19 protein-coding genes are annotated in these 22,193 nt (G+C 60.4%); 7 read left to right on the plus strand and 12 right to left on the minus strand.

The features are described 5' to 3' along the window. Positions 1 to 14 precede the first annotated feature (14 nt). From surA to apaH, 5 genes are read left to right on the plus strand one after another with little or no spacing between them, the layout of a single operon-like run. Positions 15 to 1,316 (plus strand): peptidylprolyl isomerase SurA, encoded by a 1,302-nt coding sequence (gene surA / locus ACP39K_RS14215; RefSeq protein ID WP_033641238.1) that lies wholly within the window; start codon positions 15 to 17, stop codon positions 1,314 to 1,316. Next, positions 1,303 to 2,295, plus strand: a complete 993-nt coding sequence (gene pdxA / locus ACP39K_RS14220; protein WP_497008674.1) for a 4-hydroxythreonine-4-phosphate dehydrogenase PdxA — start codon at positions 1,303 to 1,305, stop codon at positions 2,293 to 2,295. Before surA ends, pdxA begins: the two co-directional genes overlap by 14 nt. After that, positions 2,288 to 3,106, plus strand: coding sequence for a 16S rRNA (adenine(1518)-N(6)/adenine(1519)-N(6))-dimethyltransferase RsmA (gene rsmA / locus ACP39K_RS14225; protein WP_497008598.1), 819 nt, complete (start codon positions 2,288 to 2,290; stop codon positions 3,104 to 3,106). The genes pdxA and rsmA overlap by 8 nt, the downstream gene beginning before the upstream one ends. A gap of 12 nt (positions 3,107 to 3,118) precedes the next feature. Then, on the plus strand, positions 3,119 to 3,496 hold the full coding sequence (apaG, locus tag ACP39K_RS14230; protein ID WP_016929119.1) for a Co2+/Mg2+ efflux facilitator ApaG/CorD: 378 nt from the start codon (positions 3,119 to 3,121) through the stop codon (positions 3,494 to 3,496). Positions 3,497 to 3,498: 2 nt separating this feature from the next. Further along, positions 3,499 to 4,350: a bis(5'-nucleosyl)-tetraphosphatase (symmetrical) ApaH gene (gene apaH, locus ACP39K_RS14235; RefSeq protein WP_497008599.1), complete on the plus strand. Its 852-nt coding sequence runs from the start codon at positions 3,499 to 3,501 to the stop codon at positions 4,348 to 4,350. Between the two features lie 46 nt (positions 4,351 to 4,396). On the opposite strand, the gene ACP39K_RS14240 is transcribed toward apaH, so the two are convergent. The 4 genes from ACP39K_RS14240 to ACP39K_RS14255 all read right to left on the minus strand — a co-directional run bounded on the left by ACP39K_RS14240 (position 4,397) and on the right by ACP39K_RS14255 (position 8,359). Then, on the minus strand, positions 4,397 to 6,286 hold the full coding sequence (locus ACP39K_RS14240) for a PhoX family protein (protein ID WP_497008600.1): 1,890 nt from the start codon (positions 6,284 to 6,286) through the stop codon (positions 4,397 to 4,399). Positions 6,287 to 6,465: 179 nt separating this feature from the next. Continuing rightward, complete coding sequence (gene folA, locus ACP39K_RS14245; protein WP_016929122.1) at positions 6,466 to 6,948, minus strand: type 3 dihydrofolate reductase; 483 nt, start codon at positions 6,946 to 6,948, stop codon at positions 6,466 to 6,468. Positions 6,949 to 7,091: 143 nt separating this feature from the next. Next, positions 7,092 to 7,556 (minus strand): threonine/serine exporter, encoded by a 465-nt coding sequence (locus ACP39K_RS14250; protein ID WP_015376621.1) that lies wholly within the window; start codon positions 7,554 to 7,556, stop codon positions 7,092 to 7,094. Next, a complete protein-coding gene (locus tag ACP39K_RS14255) occupies positions 7,553 to 8,359 on the minus strand; it encodes a threonine/serine exporter family protein (protein WP_016929123.1) in 807 nt (268 codons plus the stop codon). The genes ACP39K_RS14250 and ACP39K_RS14255 overlap by 4 nt, the downstream gene beginning before the upstream one ends. Before the next feature lie 128 nt (positions 8,360 to 8,487). Between ACP39K_RS14255 and ACP39K_RS14260 the strand changes: the two genes are divergently transcribed. Next, positions 8,488 to 9,102, plus strand: coding sequence for a LysE family translocator (locus tag ACP39K_RS14260; RefSeq protein ID WP_033641235.1), 615 nt, complete (start codon positions 8,488 to 8,490; stop codon positions 9,100 to 9,102). Between the two features lie 32 nt (positions 9,103 to 9,134). Here the strand turns inward: ACP39K_RS14260 and kefC are convergent, their stop codons facing one another. From kefC to pvcA, 8 genes are all read right to left on the minus strand, one after another. Further along, the gene (gene kefC, locus ACP39K_RS14265) at positions 9,135 to 10,988 is read right to left on the minus strand and encodes a glutathione-regulated potassium-efflux system protein KefC (RefSeq protein WP_021505358.1); all 1,854 of its coding nucleotides are present in this window, start codon (positions 10,986 to 10,988) and stop codon (positions 9,135 to 9,137) included. Continuing rightward, positions 10,981 to 11,538 (minus strand): glutathione-regulated potassium-efflux system oxidoreductase KefF, encoded by a 558-nt coding sequence (kefF, locus tag ACP39K_RS14270; RefSeq protein ID WP_016929126.1) that lies wholly within the window; start codon positions 11,536 to 11,538, stop codon positions 10,981 to 10,983. Before kefF ends, kefC begins: the two co-directional genes overlap by 8 nt. A 171-nt stretch (positions 11,539 to 11,709) precedes the next feature. After that, positions 11,710 to 14,934: a carbamoyl-phosphate synthase large subunit gene (gene carB / locus ACP39K_RS14275; protein ID WP_033641234.1), complete on the minus strand. Its 3,225-nt coding sequence runs from the start codon at positions 14,932 to 14,934 to the stop codon at positions 11,710 to 11,712. A 16-nt stretch (positions 14,935 to 14,950) separates the two neighbouring features. Further along, positions 14,951 to 16,099, minus strand: coding sequence for a glutamine-hydrolyzing carbamoyl-phosphate synthase small subunit (gene carA, locus ACP39K_RS14280; RefSeq protein WP_071525950.1), 1,149 nt, complete (start codon positions 16,097 to 16,099; stop codon positions 14,951 to 14,953). 470 nt (positions 16,100 to 16,569) lie between these two features. Then, the gene (gene dapB / locus ACP39K_RS14285; protein WP_033641233.1) at positions 16,570 to 17,391 is read right to left on the minus strand and encodes a 4-hydroxy-tetrahydrodipicolinate reductase; all 822 of its coding nucleotides are present in this window, start codon (positions 17,389 to 17,391) and stop codon (positions 16,570 to 16,572) included. Positions 17,392 to 17,654: 263 nt separating this feature from the next. Then, the gene (locus tag ACP39K_RS14290) at positions 17,655 to 18,914 is read right to left on the minus strand and encodes a glycosyltransferase (RefSeq protein ID WP_497008675.1); all 1,260 of its coding nucleotides are present in this window, start codon (positions 18,912 to 18,914) and stop codon (positions 17,655 to 17,657) included. A gap of 25 nt (positions 18,915 to 18,939) precedes the next feature. Beyond that, positions 18,940 to 19,803: a TauD/TfdA dioxygenase family protein gene (locus tag ACP39K_RS14295; RefSeq protein ID WP_016929131.1), complete on the minus strand. Its 864-nt coding sequence runs from the start codon at positions 19,801 to 19,803 to the stop codon at positions 18,940 to 18,942. A 96-nt stretch (positions 19,804 to 19,899) separates the two neighbouring features. Next, complete coding sequence (gene pvcA, locus ACP39K_RS14300; protein WP_033641230.1) at positions 19,900 to 20,865, minus strand: L-tyrosine isonitrile synthase; 966 nt, start codon at positions 20,863 to 20,865, stop codon at positions 19,900 to 19,902. Between the two features lie 212 nt (positions 20,866 to 21,077). On the opposite strand from pvcA, the gene ACP39K_RS14305 reads away from it, so the two are divergent. Further along, a complete protein-coding gene (locus tag ACP39K_RS14305; protein ID WP_016929133.1) occupies positions 21,078 to 21,983 on the plus strand; it encodes a LysR family transcriptional regulator in 906 nt (301 codons plus the stop codon). The last annotated feature ends 210 nt before the right edge of the window (positions 21,984 to 22,193 follow it).

The following is a 22,193-nucleotide window of genomic DNA, read 5'->3' on the forward strand; positions in this document are numbered from 1 at the left end:
ATAATGGGAAATGTATGAAGAACTGGAGAACGCTTATTCTCGGATTGGTGGTTTGCGCCAATGCCGCGTTCGCAGCACCCCAAGAAGTGGATAAAGTCGCCGCCGTCGTGGATAACGGCGTGGTACTCGAAAGCGACGTCAACGGTCTGTTGCAGTCAGTCAAGCTCAACGCCCAGCAGGCCGGCCAGCAACTGCCGGACGACAAGACGCTGCGTCATCAGATCATCGAACGCCTGATCATGGATAACATCCAGCTGCAGATGGCCAAGAAAATGGGCATCACCGTGTCCGATGCCGATCTGGACAAGGCGATCGCCAACATCGCCGCGCAGAACCGCATGAGCGTCGATCAGCTGCGCAGCCGCCTGTCGTACGAAGGGCTGAACTACAACACCTACCGCTCGCAGATCCGCAAAGAGATGCTGATCTCCGAAGTGCGTAACAACGAAGTGCGCCGCCGCGTCACCATCCTGCCGCAGGAAGTGGACGCGCTGGCCAAACAGGTGGGCGCGCAGAACGGCAGCGACACCGAAATGAACATCAGCCACATCCTGATCCCGCTGCCGGAAAACCCGTCGCAGCAGCAGGTCGATAAAGCCGAAGAGCTGGCCAAACGCCTGGTGGGTGAGATCAACAGCGGCGCCGACTTCGGCAAACTGGCGATCACCTACTCCGCCGATTCTCAGGCGCTGAAAGGCGGCAACATGGGCTGGGGCAAGCTGCAAGAGATCCCGACCCTGTTCGCTGAACGTCTGGTGAGCGCCAAGAAAGGCGACGTCGTCGGCCCAATCCGTTCCGGCGTCGGCTTCCACATCCTGAAAGTGAACGACATCCGCGGCGCGAGCCAGTCGGTGTCGGTCACCGAAGTGCACGCCCGTCACATCCTGCTGAAGCCTTCGGTGGTGCTGACTGACGATCAGGCGCGCGCCAAGCTGCAATCCGTGGCGGAAGCGATCAAGAGCGGCCGCGCCAAATTCGCCGACGAAGCCAAACAGCTGTCGCAAGATCCGGGTTCCGCCATGCAGGGCGGCGATCTGGGCTGGGCTTCCCCGGACATCTACGATCCGGCCTTCCGCGATGCGTTGCTGAAGCTGAGCAAGGGTGAAATCAGCGCGCCGGTCCACTCCTCCTTCGGTTGGCACCTGATCCAGCTGCTGGATACCCGCCAGGTGGATAAGACCGACGCTGCGCAAAAAGATCGCGCTTACCGCATGCTGTTCAACCGTAAGTTCGCCGAAGAAGCGCAGACCTGGATGCAGGAACAGCGCGCCCAGGCTTACGTGAAGATCCTCGATGGCAGCGATGCACAGCAATAAACGCGTCGTCATTACCCCCGGCGAACCCGCCGGGGTGGGGCCGGATTTGGTGGCAGCGCTGGCGCAACAGGATTGGCCTGTTGAGCTGGTGGTGTGCGCCGATCCGGCCCTGCTGCTTGAACGCGCCAAGCGTTTGGGCCTGCCGCTGACGCTGCGCGACTACCAACCGCAGCAACCGGCCGAGGCGCAACGCGCCGGCACGCTGACCGTGCTGCCGGTGTCGCTCGCTCAGCCGGTCACCGCCGGTGAACTGAACGTAGGCAACAGCGCCTACGTGGTGGAAACCCTGGCGCGCGCCTGCGACGGTTGCCTGAACGGCGAGTTTGCCGCCCTGATCACCGGCCCGGTGAACAAAGGCGTGATCAACGACGCCGGCGTGCCGTTTATCGGCCATACCGAATTCTTTGCCGATCGCAGCCGCTGCGATCGCGTGGTGATGATGCTCGCGACCGAAGAGCTGCGCGTGGCGCTGGCGACCACCCACCTGCCGCTGCTGGCGGTGCCGGGCGCCATCACGCAGCAGAGCCTGTTCGAAGTCATTCGCATTCTCGACCACGATCTGAAAACCAAATTTGGCATCGCCCAGCCGCACATTTACGTTTGCGGTCTGAACCCCCACGCCGGGGAAGACGGCCATATGGGGCGCGAAGAGATAGACACCATCATCCCGGCGCTCGACGCGCTGCGCGCTGACGGTATCCATCTTGTCGGCCCGCTGCCGGCGGACACCCTGTTCCAGCCCAAATATCTGCAAGATGCCGATGCGGTGCTGGCGATGTATCACGATCAGGGACTGCCGGTGCTAAAATACCAAGGGTTCGGCCGCGCGGTGAATATCACCCTCGGTTTGCCTTTCATACGCACCTCGGTCGACCACGGTACCGCTCTGGAACTGGCCGGCACCGGCACCGCCGATGTCGGCAGTTTCCAAACGGCCCTGAATCTCGCCATTAAAATGATAATTAATTGTAATGAATAACAGAGTCCACCAAGGGCACTTTGCCCGCAAACGCTTTGGACAAAACTTTTTAACCGATCAGTTTGTCATCGATAGCATTGTCTCCGCCATTCACCCACAGCCGGGCGAAGCGGTGGTTGAAATCGGCCCCGGCCTCGGCGCCTTGACCGAGCCGGTCGGCGCACGCATGGACCGCATGACGGTGATCGAACTGGACCGCGATCTGGCCACCCGGCTGGAGAACCACCCGCGCCTGAAAGACAAGCTGACCATCCACCAGCAGGACGCCATGACGGTGAATTTCGCCGAACTGGCCGAGGAAGCTGGCCAACCGCTGCGCGTATTTGGTAACCTGCCGTACAATATTTCGACGCCGCTGATGTTCCACCTTTTCAGCTATACTCAGGCAATCCGCGACATGCACTTTATGTTGCAAAAAGAGGTGGTCAACCGTCTGGTGGCCGGCCCAAACAGCAAGGCCTACGGGCGTTTGACCGTGATGGCGCAGTACTACTGCAACGTCATTCCGGTGCTGGAAGTGCCGCCGACCGCGTTCGCGCCGCCGCCGAAGGTCGATTCCGCCGTGGTGCGTCTGGTGCCGCACAGCGTGCTGCCGAACCCGGTGGGCGACGTGCACATGCTGAGCCGCATCACCACGCAGGCGTTCAACCAACGGCGGAAAACCATCCGCAACAGCCTGGGCGACCTGTTCACGCCGGAACAGCTGATGGAACTGGGCGTCGATCCTTCGCTCAGAGCAGAAAATATTTCTGTGGCGCAGTACTGCAAGCTGGCCAACTGGCTGTCAGCCAATCCGGCGCCGCAGCAATAAGGAGTTGTTGTCATGATTGATTCGCCCCGCGTGTGTATTCAGGTTCAGAGCATCTATGTGGAATCACAGTCGATCCCTGAAGAAGAGCGTTACGTCTTCGCCTATACCATCACCATCCGCAATCTGGGGCGGACCGACGTGCAACTGCTGGGCCGTTACTGGCTGATCACCAACAGCAACGGCCGCCAAACCGAAGTCCAGGGCGAAGGCGTGATCGGCGAACAGCCCGTCATTCCGCCCGGCGGAGAGTTTCAGTACACCAGCGGCGCCATTCTGGAAACGCCGCTGGGCACCATGGAAGGCCATTACGAAATGGTTGACCATCAGGGTCAGCCGTTCCGCACCGCTATTCCCGTGTTTCGCTTAGCCATTCCAACGCTGATCCATTAATTATGTCGACATACCTTATCGGCGACGTTCACGGCTGTTTCGATGAACTGAAGTCGCTGCTGGCTCAGGCTGCGTTCGATCCCGAGCGCGATCAACTGTGGCTGACCGGCGATCTGGTGGCGCGCGGCCCCGCCTCGCTGGACGTGCTGCGCTACGTGCGCTCGCTCGGTCCGGCGGTGCGCATGGTGCTGGGCAACCACGATCTGCACCTGCTGGCGGTTTACGCCGGCATCAGCCGCAACAAACCCAAAGATCGCATCACCCCGCTGCTGGAGGCGCCTGACGCCGACGAGCTGATCAACTGGCTGCGCCGCCAACCGGTGCTGCAGGTAGACGATGAGCAAAAGCTGGTGATGGCGCACGCCGGCATCACTCCGCAGTGGGATATCGACACCGCGAAAATGTGCGCGCGCGAAGTGGAAGCGGTATTGAGCAGCGACAGCTACCCGCTGTTCCTCGACGCCATGTACGGCGACATGCCGAACAACTGGGCGCCGGAGCTGAGCGGCCTGGCGCGCCTGCGTTTCAGCACCAATGCGCTCACGCGCATGCGCTACTGCTTCCCCAACGGCCAGCTCGACATGATCTGCAAAGATGCGCCGGGCAGCGCGCCGGCGCCGCTGAAGCCGTGGTTCGAACTGCCGCGCCTGGTCGACCCCGAATACACCATCATCTTCGGCCACTGGGCCTCGCTCGAAGGCAAGGGCACGCCGGAAGGCGTGATCGGGCTGGATACCGGCTGCTGCTGGGGCGGCGACTTGACGATGCTGCGCTGGGAAGACCGCCGTTACTTCACGCAGCCCGCCAATCGGGGCGAGGCGCCTGGTCACACCGGCAGATTAGCCGCATCCTGAAACGATAAAGGCGGCCCGGCGGCCGCCTTTGTTCGGTATTGCCGTCTTACGCCCCAATCACTCCGCCATCTTCACGCGTGATCATCAACACCGATGAACGCGGGCGCGGGCTGTTGTTCGGGAAGTGCGAATCGCCCTCTTCTCCCGGATGTTGTACGTTGACGAACATCGTCTTGTAGTCCGGGGTGAAAGTGATGCCGGTCAATTCGCAGGACTTCGGCCCCACCATGAAACGGCGGATCTCGCCGCTGACTGGATCGCCCACCAGCATCTGGTTGTTGCCCTGCCCGACGTAATCGCCCTTGTTGCTGTACTTGCCGTCGGTGAGGATCCACAGGCGGCCGGCGCGATCAAAGCCCAACCCGTCCGGGCTGTTGAAGGTGTTCTCCGCCGTGATATTCGGCGTGCCGCGGTTGACGCCTTCGGGGTGGGCGATCGGGTTGCCGCACAGCGCATAGATGTCCCAGGCGAAGACATCGGCGGTGGCGTCGCCGCCTTCGTCCCAGCGAATGATCTGGCCATAGATATTGTTCGGTCGCGGGTTGGCGGCGTTCAGCGGCATCCCTTCCTCACCGCGCTTGCTGTTGTTGGTCAGCGTACAGTATGCGCGGCCGTCATGCGGGTTCACCGCGATCCACTCCGGGCGATCCATTTTGGTGGCGCCGACCTGCTGCGCCGCCTTGCGGGCGAAGATCAGCACTTCGGCCTCGTCGCGGAAACCGTTCTCCGGCGTCAGGCCATTCTTGCCAAACTCAAGCGCAATCCAGCGCCCTTTGCCCTTCAACGGCGTGCCGGCCTCATCGCCGTCGAACTGCGCCACGTACAGCGTTCCCTCGTCCAGCAGCGTGCGATTGTTGGCCGGATTGGCGGCGTCGACCACGCCTTTGGAAACGTACTTATAGATATGTTCGCCGCGCTCGTCGTCGCCCATGTACACCACCAGACGGCCGTCTTTGGCCACGGTCACCGCCGCGTTTTCATGCTTGAAGCGGCCGAGCGCGGTGTGCTTGATGGGCGTCGAGCTCGGATTCAGCGGATCGATCTCGACGATCCAGCCGTGACGGTTGAATTCGTTGGGGTTCTTCGCCACATCGAAGCGCTCGTCATAGTCCGGCCAGTTGCGCTCCGGTTCGCTGACCTTCAGCGTGTAGCGCTTTTGTTCCGGCGTGGTTCGATAATCGGCCTGACGGGTGCCGAAATAGGTGTCGAAGTTTTCCTCGCAGGTCAGATAGGTCCCCCACGGCGTCTTGCCGTTGGCGCAGTTGCCGAAGGTGCCCAGCACCTTGCGGCCGCTCGGATCGGCGGCGGTCTGCAGCAGCGGGTGCCCGGCGGCCGGGCCGCTGAACTGCATTTCGCTGTTGGCGGTGATGCGGCGGTTATAGCGCGATGGGCGTTCCACCTCCCAGCGCTGGCCGTCGCCGACACGCTTGACCGCCACAATGGAGACACCGTGCGCCGCCTGTGACTTGCGCACCTCTTCCAGGCTGGTGGCTTTGGCGCCGCCGTGGGCGAACAGATACTGCTCGTTGACGTATTCGTTATTGATGGCCATCACGCCGTGATTGTCATCGATAGGGAAAAAGCTCATGCCGTCATTGTTATCGCCAAACTGTTTTTCCTGATCGGCGGCGCTGTTGTTGCCCTGCGGATCGAAGGCCGGCGCGCCGTCCACCAGCGGCTCACCCCAGGAGATCAGCACCTCCGCGCGGTAGCCCGGCGCGATGGTCACCTCGTCGGCGGTAGATGCGGCGATGCCCTGAAAGCCCAACAGCGTGTTCGGCGGCAGATCCTCGGCCAACGCCTCGGCGGAAACCGGCCAGATGCCGCCGCCGAGAAAGCCGGCCAGGCCGACGGCGCCGGCGCTGCCGAGCAGCAGCTTGCGGCGAGTGGGATCGATCAGGCGGTCGGCGTCTAATTGCTCAATTTGCTTGGTCATAACGTGGTTACCTTTTTAGTTATGGCGCCGCGGTCAAGATTCACCAGAGTTGCCGTGGCGCTCGGAGTTGGGCTTCATACTAATCAGGTAATGTGACGGAAAGGTTACAAATGACCGGCGCAAAAAGGCCGGGGGCGCAATTGCTTGCGCCCCCGGGAGAGTTGGCTAACGCGCTGAAATCAGCGGCGCTGCAGGATTTCGAAACAGTAGCTGTGCGAGTTCAGATTGTCGGCGTCGTGGAATTCGCTGAACGTGGTTTCCCACTCGTCCGGCTCGTAATCCGGGAAGTGGGTATCGCCGCCGACTTCGGCGTCGATGTGCGTCAGGTACAGACGGTCGGCGCGCGGCAGCAGCTGGGTATAGATACGCCCACCGCCGATCACCATCACTTCCTCCACGTCGCCCGCGGCGGCCAGCGCCTCATCCAGCGAGGTTACCCAGGTCACCCCGGCTTCGCTGCCCGGGCGGCTGCTCAAAACGATATTGTGGCGGCCCGGCAGCGGGCGGCCGATGGACTCGAAGGTCTTGCGGCCCATAATAACCGGCTTATTCAACGTGTTGCGTTTAAACCACGCAAGGTCCGCCGGCAGGTGCCACGGCATGGCGTTTTCCATGCCAATAACGCGATCCGCCGCCAAGGCAGCGATCAGGCTGATAATCATTGTTTAACCCTGTGTAGGCAGCAAAATTGGTGACACTATACGTAAAGGCCTGAGTGCCGTCGATAGGCTAATCAAGCAAGATGAATATATAAGATAGCTCTTATCAGCATATCTAATAACCAACGTTCTTCCGCCGGGAAATTTCACACGCCGGGGCGTTTGCGGTACAGCCACAGGCCCGGTAACGACAGGCCGATCGACAACGCGCCGACGATGAAACTGGCCTTGAGGAAGTTGGTGATCATGGTCTCCATCAGGGCTTCGCTGTAGCCCAGATGCGAGATCTCCACCACAGTTATCATCGCGGTATAGGCGGAAATGCCGGGGAACATCGGGATCACCGCCGCCACGGTGAACACCTTCGGATGCGCCAACAGCCAGCGCGACCAGTAGATGCCGATGATGCCAATCAGGATCGCCGCCAACAGCGAGGCCCACTCAATGTTCATGCCGGCATGCATCATCAGCATGCGCGAACCGCGCCCGATAGCCCCGAGCAATGCGCAATAGCGCAGCGCGCGCAACGGCACGTTAAACACCATGGCGAAGCCCAGCGCCGGCACCGCCGCCAACAGCATCTCCTGCAACAATGCCCACAGCAGATTCATGACCACCCCCGCAGATCCCACAACGACATCGCCATCACCACGCCGATACAGGTCGCCAGCGTCAGCAGGCTGGCCATCGCCCAGCGCGCCAGTCCGGTATTGACGTGCCCCTTGAACATGTCGGCCACCGCGTTGATCAGCGGGAAGCCCGGCACCAGCAGCAACACGCTGGCGGCCATCGCCACGCTCGAGGTGTCTTTAAACGCCGGCAGACGCAGCAGCAGTCCGGAGATCGACGTCGCGACAAATGCCGTCAGGCAAAAATTGATCAGCGGATTCATCTGGCGGGCGGTGAGGATCTGGCGCACCAGCATCGCCGCGCCGCTGGCGATAAAGGTCACCAGGAAGGCGTCGCCGCCGCCGCCGTTGAGCATGCTGAAGCACCCGCAGGACAGCCCTACCATCAATACCACCAGCCAGCGCGGGTAGCGCAGCGGCCGGATCCTTTCAAAGCGGCGCGCCACGTCGTGCGCATCCGCCAGGCGATGCTCGGCGAGGATCACGATATGCTGCACTTCGGTCACCACCTGCATATTGATGCCGCGATCGACGTTCTTGCGGGTGGTGGTCAGGCAGGCGCCATGGCTAAGAGTGGTCAACACCACCGCATTGGCGGAGATCGAGCTTTCCACGCTGTCCATCCCCAGCGCCAGCCCCAGGCGGGTCGACAGCTGTTCCACCACCGTGCTCTCGGCGCCGTGCTGCAACAGCAGCAGCGCGCATTGAATGCACAGTCGGGTGATTTCGCGTTGTTGCCGGTGCGGTTCCGGCCTGTCTGTGGCGGTAGTGGTAGTCTGCTGCATGGTGCTCCGTCGCTGGCGGGAGATGAATTATTATCATAGAGCCTAACAATACCTCATTGGGTTGATGCGCATCAGAGGAAGCGGCGTTATTATCGCCAGATTGCTGCCTTTTGCGCGAGACGTCTCCCATGCTTGAAACTTCGTTGTTCGTCGCCGGCATTGCCGCCCTCGGCATGCTCTCCCCCGGCCCGGATTTTTTCCTGGTGATCAAAAACGCCGCCCGCTACCCGCGGCTGGCCGCCATGATGACCGCCTTCGGCGTGATCTGCGGCGTCGCCACCCACATGTCCTACTGCGTCGCCGGGCTGGCGGTGGTGATCACCACCACGCCGTGGCTGTTCAACCTGCTGAAATACGCCGGGGCGGTCTATCTGGTGTGGATCGGCATCCAGGCGCTGCTGTCGCGCGGCGGCGGAAAAATGAACGTCAGCAATCTGCCGCAACAGCGGGTCAGCTTGAAGAGCGCCTTTTTGCAAGGCTACCTGTGCAACCTGCTGAACCCGAAAGCCACCCTGTTCTTCCTGGCGGTCTTCACCCAGGTGCTGCAGATCGATTCCGGTCTGGGGGACAAGCTGTGGTACGCGGGGATTATTCTCGGCCTGTCGGTCATCTGGTGGCCGCTGCTGGTGTTCCTGATCCAGAGCGGGCCGGTGCGCCGCGGGCTGGAAAAGACGCAGAAGATCGTCGACAAATTGCTGGGCGGCATGTTGATCGCCTTAGGCATCAAGGTCGCGCTGAGCTAAGCAAAAGGGGCGCCATCACGGCGCCCCTGCGGTTATCCTTTGGCTTCCACCACTTCATCCTCCGGCGCCTTGCCGTCGATGCTGCCGCGCCAGCCGGTCTGCTGCACCCGCGCCAAGCGATTCTGATCCTGCTCGATGGCCGCGCTGAGCATCTCCTTGGCCCGCTGCAGGCTGGCGATACGGAATTCAGTATCCTGGTAATTATCCAGCGTATCTTCCAGCATCTTCAGGTTATAGCGACGGAACGTGTCCGCTTTCTCGCGCGCCTCATAGGCGTCCAGCCCCAGCAACTCCAGCGTTTCACGGCCGACGCGCAGCGAGCTTTCGAAGGTTTCGCGCTCCGGTTTTTCCACCCCCAGTTGCCGCAGCTGATACCAGTGATCGACGTCGCGCGCCCGCGCCACCACTTTCAGATGCGGGAAGTGCTGTCTGGCCAGCTCGGTTAACGCCAGGCTGTCCTCCACATCGTCGATGGCGTTGATCAGCACCTTGGCGTGAGCGGCGCCGGCGGCCTCAAGCAGATCGGCGCGCGTGGCGTCGCCGTAGAACACCTTGGTGTCGAATTTACGCAGCGTTTCGATATGGTCCGGATCGTGATCCAATACCACGGTGTGCACGCCGTTGGCCAACAGTAAACGACCGGCGATCTGGCCGAAACGGCCGAAGCCGGCGATGATCACGCTGGCGTTCTCGTCATCAATGACGTCAGCCGGGCGATCCTCTTTCGGCGCATTTTTTTCCAGCTGCGCGGCGATCACCAACAGCAGCGGCGTGGCCGCCATCGACAGCGCCACCGCCAGCGTCAGCGACTTGGCCCATTCAACCGGCAAGACGCCGGCCAGCTGCGCGGCGCTGAAGATCACGAAGGCGAACTCACTGCCCTGCCCCAGCAGAATGGCGAACAGGCCGCGCTGGCGCTTCGGCACGCCGAGCAGCGGCCCAATCAGCCACAGCAATGCCGCCTTGATCAGCATAAAGCCCAGCAGCAGCGAGGCGATCAGCAACGGATGATGGAACAGCGTGCCGAAGTCGATCGACATGCCGACGCCGATGAAGAACAGCCCCAGCAGCAGTCCCTTGAACGGCTGAATATCGCTCTCCAGCGCGTGGCGGTATTCAGAGCTCGCCAACAGCACCCCGGCGAGGAACGCCCCCATCGCCATCGACAGCCCGGCCATCTCCAGCAGGATGCCGAAGCCGAACACCAGGAACAACGCCACGGCACTGAACACTTCGCGCATGCCCGAACGGGCGACGAAGTGCAGCAGCGGACGGGTGACGTAGCGGCCAAGCAACACCACCATCGTCAACGCGCCCACCACCTTGGCCGCCGACAGCATGAAAGCGCCCAGCGTGGTGGTGGCACCGCTGCTGGCCAACAGCGGGATCATCGCCACCAGCGGGATCGCCGCGATATCCTGGAACAGCAGCACCGCAAACGCGCTGCGGCCGATCGGCGACGGCGTCAGATTGCGTTCGCTCATCGCCTGCATGGCGATGGCGGTGGATGAGAGCGCCAGCGTCAGGCCAATCAGCAACGCCACCTTCCAGTTAAGGCCAAGGAAGTAACAGAAGGCGCTCAGCGCCAGGCCGCAGCCCACCATCTGAATGCTGCCGCCGCCGAACACCGAGGCGCGCAGCGTCCACAGCCGTTTGGGATCCAGCTCCAGGCCGATGATAAACAACATCAGCACCACGCCGATCTCGGCGAAGGTCAGGATAGACTCGGCGTCCGACACCAGCTTCAGCCCCCAGGGGCCAATGATGCAGCCGGCGATCAGGTAACCGAGCACCGAGCCCAGTCCCAAGCGCACCGCGATCGGCACAAACAGCGCCGCGGAGCCGAGATAGATCAGCCCCTCGATCATCATGTGGTGATTATCCATGGCTGGCCTCCCGGGTTTCCGCTTCGGCATGTTCCATCAGATAGTCGACCAGCCGCTGGCGGTAGGCTTCGCCGGCGGCGAGCAGCGCCGGCTCGTTGCAGGTAAAGGTATTGTGCACGGCGAAATAAGGCAGCCAGGTCATGCCGCAATAGATCGCCGTGGCCTGCAGCGGCTGCGCCAGCGCGGCGAAGTTGGGGAAATCGCCCAGCTCGAAGTGGTGCTCGTCGCCGCCGCTGGTCACCGCCCACAGGCAGTCTTTACCCACCAGCGCATTGCCGTCGTGGCCGTAGGCCCAGCCGTGCTCCAGCACTTTGTCGATCCACAGCTTCAACAACGGCGGGAAGCTGTACCACTGCATCGGATGTTGCAGCACCACCAGGTCGGCGCGCTCCACCGCCCGCTGCTCGGCGTTGATGTCGATATTGAAATCGGGGTACAGCTCATACAGCGAGCGCACCTCCACCTCGGGGAGATCCCTCACCGCCTGCAGCAGGCGGTGATTGGCATGCGAATGCCGGGGATACGGGTGAGCATAAATTATCAGAATCATTGTTATCGTCGTTCCTTCGTTCCTTGCCAATACACCAAGCATATACCAATCACACAGAGTGACAGTTTGCCCACTGATTGATAGCGGAAATTTTTAACGCCAGCCGACAAATTCGCTGAATAAAAAAGGGCGCTGCATCTGCAGCGCCCCTTACGTTGCGTTATCGCGCGGTTACTTGCCGATGCGCGCGTGCATTTCCTGCACCGACGTCACCTGCTCGGTCGGATCCGCTTTCAGCGCCATCGCGGTGGCGAAGCCGCCGTTCAGCGTGGTGTCGTAGTGCACCTTGTACTGCAGGGCGCTGCGGCGAATCAGCTTGGAGTCCTCAATCGCCTGGCGGCCTGCCGTGGTGTTGACGATGTAGGTGTACTCGCCGTTCTTGATACGGTCCTGAATGTGCGGACGCCCTTCGTGCACCTTGTTGACCAGGCGCGGGTTGATGCCCGCTTCGCCCAGCACCACCGCGGTGCCGTGGGTGGCGTCCAGCTCGAAGCCCTGCTTCAGCAGGCTGGCGGCCAAATCGACCACGCGGGCTTTATCGCCTTCGCGCACCGACAGCAGCGCGCGGCCCTGTTTCTTCATGCCCGAGTTGCTGCCCAACATCGCTTTGGAGAAGGCTTCCGCGAAGGTGCGGCCCACGCCCATCACTTCCCCGGTAGAGCGCATTTCCGGCCCCAGAATCGGGTCGACGCCCGGGAATTTGTTGAACGGCAGCACCACTTCTTTCACCGAATAGTACGGCGGGATGATCTCTTCGGTCACGCCCTGCTCGACCAGCGTTTTGCCCGCCATCACGCGCGCGGCCACTTTGGCCAGCGGCACGCCGGTCGCTTTGGACACGAACGGCACGGTGCGCGCGGCGCGCGGGTTGACTTCAATCAGGTAGACTTCGTTGTCTTTCACCGCGAACTGCACGTTCATCAGGCCGCGCACCTGCAGCTCGAACGCCAGTTTTTCCACCTGGCGACGCATCACGTCCTGAATTTCCTGGCTCAGGGTGTACGCCGGCAGCGAACACGCGGAGTCGCCGGAGTGCACGCCCGCCTGCTCGATGTGCTCCATGATGCCGCCAATCAGCACGCGTTCGCCGTCGCAGATGGCATCAACGTCCACTTCCACCGCATCGTCCAGGAAGCGATCGAGCAGCACCGGCGCATCGTTGGACACGCTGACCGCGGTCTGGAAGTAGCGGCGCAGGTCGGTTTCGTCGTAGACGATTTCCATCGCCCGGCCGCCCAACACGTAGGAAGGACGCACCACCAGCGGATAGCCGATGGCCGCCGCCTTCTCCACCGCCTGTTCGATGGCGGTGACGGTGGCGTTGGCCGGTTGCTTCAGGCCCAGACGGTTGACCGCCTGCTGGAAGCGCTCGCGGTCTTCGGCGCGGTCGATGGCGTCCGGACTGGTGCCGATAACCGGCACGCCTGCGGCTTCCAGCTCGCGCGCCAGCTTCAGCGGAGTCTGGCCGCCATACTGCACGATCACGCCTTTCGGCTTCTCGATGCGCACGATTTCCAGCACGTCTTCCAGCGTTACCGGCTCAAAGTACAGGCGGTCTGAGGTGTCGTAGTCGGTGGAGACGGTTTCCGGGTTACAGTTGACCATGATGGTCTCGTAGCCGTCTTCACGCAGCGCCAGCGAAGCGTGCACGCAGCAGTAGTCGAACTCGATGCCCTGGCCGATACGGTTCGGCCCGCCGCCCAACACCATCACTTTCGGCCGGTCGTTGGTCGGGTTGGATTCGCACTCTTCTTCATAGGTGGAGTACATGTAGGCGGTGTCGGTGGCGAATTCCGCCGCGCAGGTATCCACGCGCTTGTATACCGGATGCAGGCCGTAGCTGTGGCGCAGCTTGCGAATTTCGCTCTCGGCGACGCCGGCCAGCTTGGCCAGACGCGCATCGGCGAAGCCTTTGCGCTTCAACGTGCGCAGGAAGTCTTTGTTCAGGCCGTTGATGCCCGCCTCGGCCACCTGCTCTTCCAGGCGCACCAGCTCTTCAATCTGCACCAGGAACCAACGGTCGACGTTGGTCAGGTTGAAAACGCCGTCAACCGACAAACCGGCGCGGAAGGCGTCGGCGATGTACCAAATGCGGTCGGAACCGGCGTCTTTCAGCTCGCGGCGGATTTTGGTCAGCGCTTCCGGATCGTCCAGGCTCACTTTCGGATCGAAGCCGGTGGCGCCCACTTCCAGACCGCGCAGCGCTTTTTGCAGCGATTCCTGCTGGGTGCGGCCGATGGCCATCACTTCGCCGACCGACTTCATCTGGGTGGTCAAGCGATCGTTGGCGCCGGAGAACTTCTCGAAGTTGAAGCGCGGGATCTTGGTTACGACATAGTCGATGGACGGTTCGAACGACGCCGGGGTGCGGCCGCCGGTGATGTCGTTCATCAACTCATCGAGGGTATAGCCCACCGCCAGCTTGGCGGCGATCTTGGCAATTGGGAAGCCGGTGGCTTTCGACGCCAGCGCCGAAGAGCGCGACACGCGCGGGTTCATTTCGATAACGATCAGGCGGCCGGTTTTCGGGTTGACCGAGAACTGCACGTTGGAGCCGCCGGTTTCAACGCCGATCTCACGCAGCACCGCCATCGAGGCGTTGCGCATGATTTGGTATTCCTTGTCGGTCAGGGTCTGGGCCGGCGCGACGGTGATCGAGTCGCCGGTGTGGATGCCCATAGCGTCGAAGTTTTCGATGGAGCAGACGATGATGCAGTTGTCGTTCTTATCACGCACCACTTCCATCTCGTATTCTTTCCAACCGATCAGCGATTCATCGATCAGCAGCTCGTTGGTCGGCGACAGGTCCAGGCCGCGTTCGCAGATCTCTTCGAACTCTTCGCGGTTGTAGGCGATGCCGCCGCCGGTGCCGCCCATGGTAAAGGAAGGGCGGATGATGCACGGGAAGCCGACGTCAGCGGCTACCGCCAGCGCTTCTTCCATGGTGTGCGCGATGCCGGAACGCGCGGTATCCAGACCGATTTTCTTCATCGCCACATCGAAACGGCGACGGTCTTCGGCCTTGTCAATCGCATCGGCGGTGGCGCCGATCATGGTAACGCCGAACTCGGCCAGCACGCCCTGGCGCTCCAGCTCCAGCGCGCAGTTCAGCGCCGTCTGGCCGCCCATGGTCGGCAGCACCGCATCCGGGCGCTCTTTTTCGATGATCTTGCGCACCACTTCCCAGTGGATCGGCTCAATATAGGTCGCGTCGGCCATCTCCGGGTCGGTCATGATGGTCGCCGGGTTGGAGTTGACCAGAATGACGCGGTAACCCTCTTCGCGCAGCGCTTTACACGCCTGGGCGCCCGAGTAGTCGAACTCACACGCCTGGCCGATAACGATCGGACCCGCGCCGAGGATCAGGATGCTTTTTATGTCTGTACGTTTTGGCATTTTTTACTGCTCCTGATTATTTGGCGTTAGAACGGTAAGTCTCAATCAGTTCGATAAAGTGATCGAACAGCGGCGCAGCGTCGTGCGGGCCTGGGCTGGCTTCCGGGTGGCCCTGGAAGCTGAACGCCGCCTTGTCGGTGCGGTGAATGCCCTGCACCGTATGGTCGAACAGCGATTTGTGCGTCACGCGCAGGTTCGCCGGCAGGTTGTTTTCATCTACCGCAAAGCCGTGGTTCTGCGCGGTGATCATCACGGTGTTGTTGTCCAAATCCTTCACCGGGTGGTTGCCGCCGTGGTGGCCGAGCTTCATCTTCATGGTTTTCGCCCCGCTGGCCAGCGCCAGCAGCTGATGGCCCAGGCAGATGCCGAACACCGGAATGTCGGTTTCCAGGAACTGTTTGATGGCGGTGATGGCGTAGTCGCACGGCTCCGGGTCGCCCGGGCCGTTGGACAGGAAGATGCCGTCCGGATTCATTTTCAGCACGTCGTCGGCCGGGGTCTGCGCCGGCACCACAGTCAGGCGGCAGCCGCGATCCACCAGCATGCGCAGGATGTTGCGCTTGGCGCCGTAGTCGTAAGCCACCACGTGGAATGGCAGTTCCGCGGCGGTTTTGGCTTCGGGCAGGTCGCCTTCAAGCGTCCAACTGCCTTGCTGCCAGCTGTAGGCCTCTTGGGTGGTGACCTCTTTCGCCAGATCCATGCCCTTCAACCCCGGGAAACCTTGCGCCTTGGCCAGGGCCAGCGCGGCGTCCGGCGAATCGGCGGCGATGATGCAGCCGTTCTGGGCGCCCTTCTCGCGCAGCAGGCGGGTCAATTTGCGGGTATCGATATCGGCGATCGCCACGATGTTGTGACGCTTGAGGTAGTCGGACAGGCTTTCTTCGTTGCGGTAGTTGCTGGCGATCAGCGGGAGGTCGCGAATGACGAGGCCTTGGGCGTGTACTGCGGAGGATTCTTCGTCGGAAGCATTGGTGCCGACATTGCCGATATGAGGATAAGTAAGAGTAACGATCTGGCGGGAATAGGAAGGATCAGTGAGGATTTCTTGATAACCGGTCATCGACGTATTGAAGACCACTTCCCCCACTGCCGTTCCCTCTGCCCCGATGGCCCGACCGTGGAATTGGGTTCCGTCTTCCAGAACCAATAGCGCTGACTTTATCAAAACACCCTCCAAGGAATAATCAATCACAATATTTGCATATTAATTCAGATATCACGATCTAAATCAATGCAAAAACCGTCCGCGAGGCCAATTTTTGGCAAATTGGGCGCATTTTAATGATGAGTGCCTGGCTTGTCTACCCAAACTGCCGTTTTTTGTTTTATTTTTGCAGTTCTCGGCGCGCATGCGGCTTGAGCGCCGATAAAAACACAGAAAACCGGGGCTAGAAAACGGTTGCGGGGAAGAATGACGGAAAACGGCGCCGGAATGGGACAAAAAAGACGCTAAAAAAGCAGAGAGTGGAAAAAAAGGAGATGATTAGCAAAGTAAATATAGATAAATAACATCTTTGACAATGAAACAAAGCCAACATGATATTTATCATGTTAAAAAAAAGGACAATAAAATTATTGCCCGATTATCATAGCATTATGACCAATACAACCACATCACGATGGTATGCAAATCAATTATAACTGGTCCAAATTCAATACATCTCGCATATCAAACAAACCTTTATCCCGGTTATGCAGCCAGGAAGCCGCGCGCACCGCGCCGCTGGCGAAAGTCATGCGGCTGGAAGCCTTATGGGTGATTTCCACCCGTTCACCGATGTCGGCGAACATCGCGGTGTGCTCGCCGACGATGTCGCCGGCGCGAATGGTGGCAAAGCCGATGCTTTTCGGATCGCGTTCGCCGGTATGGCCTTCGCGCGCATAGACCGCACAGTTTTTCAGATCGCGCCCCAGCGCGCCGGCGATCGCTTCGCCCATGGCCAACGCCGTGCCCGACGGCGCATCCACTTTGTGGCGGTGGTGCGCCTCAACGATTTCGATGTCGGTGTAGTCGCCCATCACCTGCGCGGCCTTCTCCAGCAGTTTCAGCACCAGGTTGACGCCGACGCTGAAGTTGGCGGCGAACACGATGCCGATATGCTGCGCCGCAGCGCGGATCGCCTGCTTGCCGGCGTCATCGAAGCCGGTGGTGCCAATCACCATCGCCTTGTGGTGCGCCACGCAAAAATCCAGGTAGCTCCGGGTGCTTTCCGGGCGGGTGAAGTCGATCAAAATGTCGAACTCGCTCGCCACTTTCTCCAGGCTGTCGCTTACCTTAACGCCCAGCGCGCCAATGCCCGCCAGCTCGCCGGCGTCGACGCCGATCAGGCTTGAACCCGGGCGCGACAACGCCGCGCCCAACACCACGCCTTCCGCCTGCTGCACCGCCTGGATCAACTGACGGCCCATCCGGCCGCCGGCGCCCGCAATCGCAATGCGGATTTGTGAATCACTCATGCTTGCTCTCTTCTTGATTTGACGCCTATCCCATTAGGCTATCGATTCAGGGTAACTGCCCCGCTTCAGCGTCGCCAGAGGATTCATTTCATAATTAGAAAATTATGATATTCCCCCGCTTTTATCAGCGGCGCTGTCGTGAGATTAACATTCAACCGATTTGGCGGCCTGCGACGATTGTACATAATCATGCAGTTTCCATGGCAAAAAAATGCAGAAAAAAGGCGCCGAAAACGGCGCCTGGGGAAAGGATCACAGCGTGGTCAGGCGGTAATGGCGGCCACTTCGTTGGCGATTCCCGTCAGCGCATCGTGGCGGGCATAATCCTCACGCACCAGCGCTGCGCGTTGTCGATAGATCGGCTGCTGCAGAATGCGCGTCGCCGCCGCCAGGATCTTTTCAGGGCTCGGCGTGCTGGTGTGCAGGCTGATGCCGCAGCCGGCGGCGACCACGCGCGCGGCCGCCTCCAGTTTGTCTTCGCCCGTGCCGGCGACGATCAGCGGCACGCCGCTGTTCAGCGCATAGTTGATCGAGCCGTAACCGCCATTGGTGATCAGCAGCGCCGCCTCCGGCAGCCAGTGTTCGAAGGAGATGAACTCCCGCACTCTGGCATTGCCCGGCAGCGCGTCCATCAGGCCTTCCGTCGCCCTCCCGCCGGTGGTGGCCAACACCCGCACCGGCAGATGCGCCAGCGCTTGCAGCGTCGGCACGATCAGCTGATGCAGATCGACATTGGCCAGCGTGCCCTGAGACACGATCACCAGCGGCCGATCATCGTCTGCCCCCCACAGCGTTTCTTCCGCCGCCGGCTGGCCGCCGCTGCGCAGCGGGCCGACGAAGCGCACGCCGCTCGGCAGATCGTCACGCTCATATTCCAGCGCCGTGGTGGCCAACTGCAGGAAACGCTCGCAGCCGCCGATCAGCGCGTCGGTGAACGGGCGATTCAGCGGCCGCCCGCCCGCCTGCACCAGCGCGGCATCAAAGCTTTGCTGCACCTCATCAAGCAACACCCGCGTTTCTTCATCCACCAACTGCTCACGGGTCAGCGCCCGCGGCAGCAGCGCCGGCGGGATGCGCGGGCCATAGAAAATGGCGTCGCGCGAAGAATACGACAGCGGCGTGACGCCGATCCCGAACACCGGCGGCCGTTCGGCGGACTGCAACAGCGGCAGCACGCCGTAGAAGCAGTTCTCCACCATCAGCAGATCGGTCTTTTCGGCGGCGATGGCCGCACGCAACTGACGATCCAACAGTGGGATCGGCGCGGCGAAGAAGTCTTTCAGCGCCAGCGCCATCTGCGCGTTGCCCGGCGGCAGCGCGGCGCGCTCGGGGAAATGCTCCTCCAGGTGGCGATAGTCGAAGTCCACCTGCGCGTCGAACGGCACGAAGCTCGCCCCAGCCGCTTCGGCGCGTTCGCGGAACAGCGCGCCGGTCATCACTCGCACCTGATGCCCTTGGGCAATCAGGTGGCGAGCGATGGCTAACATCGGGTAGACGTGCCCCGGAGTGGCGACCGCCGCCATCAGTATCCTTGCCATAATGCTCCTTTTAAGCTTCTGCGTTGGCCGGCTTCAGCGCCAGATTGGCGCACACCGGATTGCTTTGAATATGCACGCGCTGCAAATGACGCGCGGAACGGGCGGTAAAGCCCTCACGGCCGTGCAGCAGCGAGAAGTTGTCCGCCACCACCACGTCGCCCTGTTGCCACTGATGGGCATAATAGTGACGCGGATCGTACAGATGCTGCTGCAGAGTGTGGTGGAACTGTTCCTGCTGTTGTTCCGGCACGCCGTGATATTCCAGCGCATGTTGATTGAGGAATTTTTTCCCTTCCGTCGGCGGTTCATTGTAGCGCATGATCAAGCCCCTGCCGTTCGGGTGCTGCACCACCAGCGGCGAACAGACTTCACCGCCGTAATGCACCACCTGCTTGATACGGTAGGTGATCGAGACCGACAGCCACTGATCCAGCAACGCTTCGTCCGCATTGGCCAGCAGCCGCGTGGTATCGACGAAGGTAGTGCACCCGCCTTCGTCCGGCGACGGCGCCGCCACGCAGTGGAACAGCTGGAATTCGGGAATAGTCGGCTTATACATGCCATCCCAATGCAGCGGGACGTAGCTGCTGTCGAAAATATGATCCTTGGCGTCCGGATGTTCCTTCACGTCCAGCACCGCGCCGAACGGCCACATCATGATCTCGCCCCACTGCTCGGCGTAGCGCGTCAGAACCTCCCCATCGCTGAAACCGGAGTCGAATCCGCGCAGCACCAGCAAGTGATGTTCCTGCGCCAGCGCCCGCAGCGCTGCCACCGGCAGTTCGCCGATCTTTTGCCCCGGATGCTGCGGCGTCAGGATCGCGCCAAACGGGGTATTCGGTTGAATATGGCAATTAAGCGGTTGGTTATTCATCGGTGATTCTCCTTGCATCGAATGTGCTGCTCACACGGCAACGTGCCGTCAAAAACGCGTCCGCCAGGATTTCGGGCGCAAAAGCCTGCAGCGGCCTCAGGCCATCTGCGGTTGTTCGATCAGGTAATGGCTCGGCGTGCCGCGGATCGCCACCAATTCGCCGTCCAGGCTCTGCGCGTCTTTACGCTTCATCAGCACGAACTGGCCGTTCACGTTGGCTGCCACGCCATGCCACGGCGTCAGCCAATCGTCTTTGGTCGGCATCATGTGGATGCCCATTTTCAGACTGTCGACCGGCTGCGGGTGAATCGACAGCCGGATCGCCGCCGGGAAATGCTGCGCCAGCAGATTGCCCCAGGCCCAGCTACGCTGGATCACTCCGCAGGCGCGCCGTTTGGCGTCTTTCTGCAGCGCGGCGTTGGAACCGCTGTAGCCCGGCAGTTGGCTGTCTTCATACAGGAAGCGCGTGATGGCGCGGTACAGCAAGAGGCCCTGTTCGTCCTGCATCAACTGCTGTTTGATCGCCTCTTCCGATTCGGCATAGCCCTCCACCAACAGTTGGCGCAGCAGATCGTAATCATCGGTATGTTCAGCCAGGCCTTTGACGTCGCCGAGGTTGAATACGCTGAGATGCGTCGCGCCCACTTCATGCAGCAGGTTTTCAATTTCGCGCTGATAGTGGTTGATCGCTTCGTCACTGACGCGGATCAGATCGCCGAACACGTGGCCATCTGAGCAGATAACGATATGCGCGCCCGGCGGGTAGTAGAGTTGAATGCGCTGGCATAGCGAGTTGAGGAAGATCAGCGACAGCCGCTCCGCCATGTCCGGCACCGCGCCGATCACCTTGTTGGTGTTGGGCGACTTGGTCGGGAAGGCCGGCAGCACGAATTCGATACGTTGCTCGTTTTCGATGAATGCCCGAATGCGCGGCAATTGCACCTGAGTGACCCGCCGTTCTTCTTCAGCGATCGAGGTGTCGTCGCCGGGGAAACGGCGGCGGTATTGCAATAATTCACGTAGGATCTTTAACGATATTTCTTCTTTCTGAGCGCTGTCCACAATGAGCTCCTGTTACGATGTGGTGCGGGAGTATTATTGATAAGCGCAATAAGATTTATCAAAAAGAGAAAAAATCTCTGCAAAATAATAATCAGCCCGTCGTTTATATGCTTCAGGCAATATAGAAGAGATGATGCTATATTATTAGCCCGTATAATTCACAATCTTGGTTAAGTTGTGCTTAACAAACTATGAGCAATATTTTAAAACGCATGGCCATTTTCTCAAAAGTGGTCGATTGCGGCGCATTCAGCATGGCGGCAAAAGAATTGGGCATGACGACCTCCGCCGTCAGCCAACATATTCGCCAACTGGAGGAGCATCTGGGCATTCAATTACTGTTGCGATCGACGCGTTCATTGAGTCTGACCGAAGCAGGATTGTGTTTTTATGAAGATTGCCTGCTGATGATCCACGCTGCCGAACGTGGCCAACAACGGATCGCCGCGCTGCGCGGAGAGCTGGTCGGCGAACTGCGCGTCGCCACTTCCACCGAATTCGCCACTCACTATCTGGTGCCGGCGTTGCAAAGCTTTCTCGACGAGCATCCTCGGCTCACGCTGCGGCTGGAGATCCACGATGAGAAGATAGACCTGATCGCGCAACGCATCGATCTGGCGATACGCGGCGGCGTGCTGGCCGATTCCAGCTACGTTTCCACGCGGTTGGCCCGCTGCCGCGAAGTGTTGTGCGCCTCACCGGCCTACCTGGCACACCACGGCGTGCCGGATTCGCCGCAGGCGCTGACCCATCACCATTGGGTCACCTTTACGCCGCTCGGCAACCCACAGTTTGTCCGTCTTATCCATCGCAACGGCGATGAACACCGTATGCGCATGACCGGGCGTTTGTTCACCAACAGCGGTATGGCGATGAAGGAGTTGGCGTTGACCGGCAAGGGCATCATTCGCAATTTCTTCGCCAATGTTGAACGTGAATTGCGCAGCGGCGAGCTGATTGAAATATTGCCCGATTGGCGCTTACCGGAAATTAATTGCTACGCCATTATGCCACGTAGGGAGATCCAGCCATTAAAAGTCAGACGATTGCTGGAACATATGAAACTCTATTTGCAGGAGAAGGGATTAACCGCCGTAGAACATATTCGGCAGGAATAGAATAAGAAACATCTGCAACATCCATTATTGTAATTATTGTAATCACTTTGCCAACACCGGGCCTATTTAGATTGCAGCCTAATGATATTCTTATTAATGACTTTTCGCCAGCCTATATAATTAACCACACCGACGTTATTTCAAATGCTCAGAATAAATTTGACTTTAGTTAGCAGAAAATTTGAATATGCATGGAGTGTTATTTTTTAC

The organism is Serratia sp. EC4 (assembly GCF_059652115.1).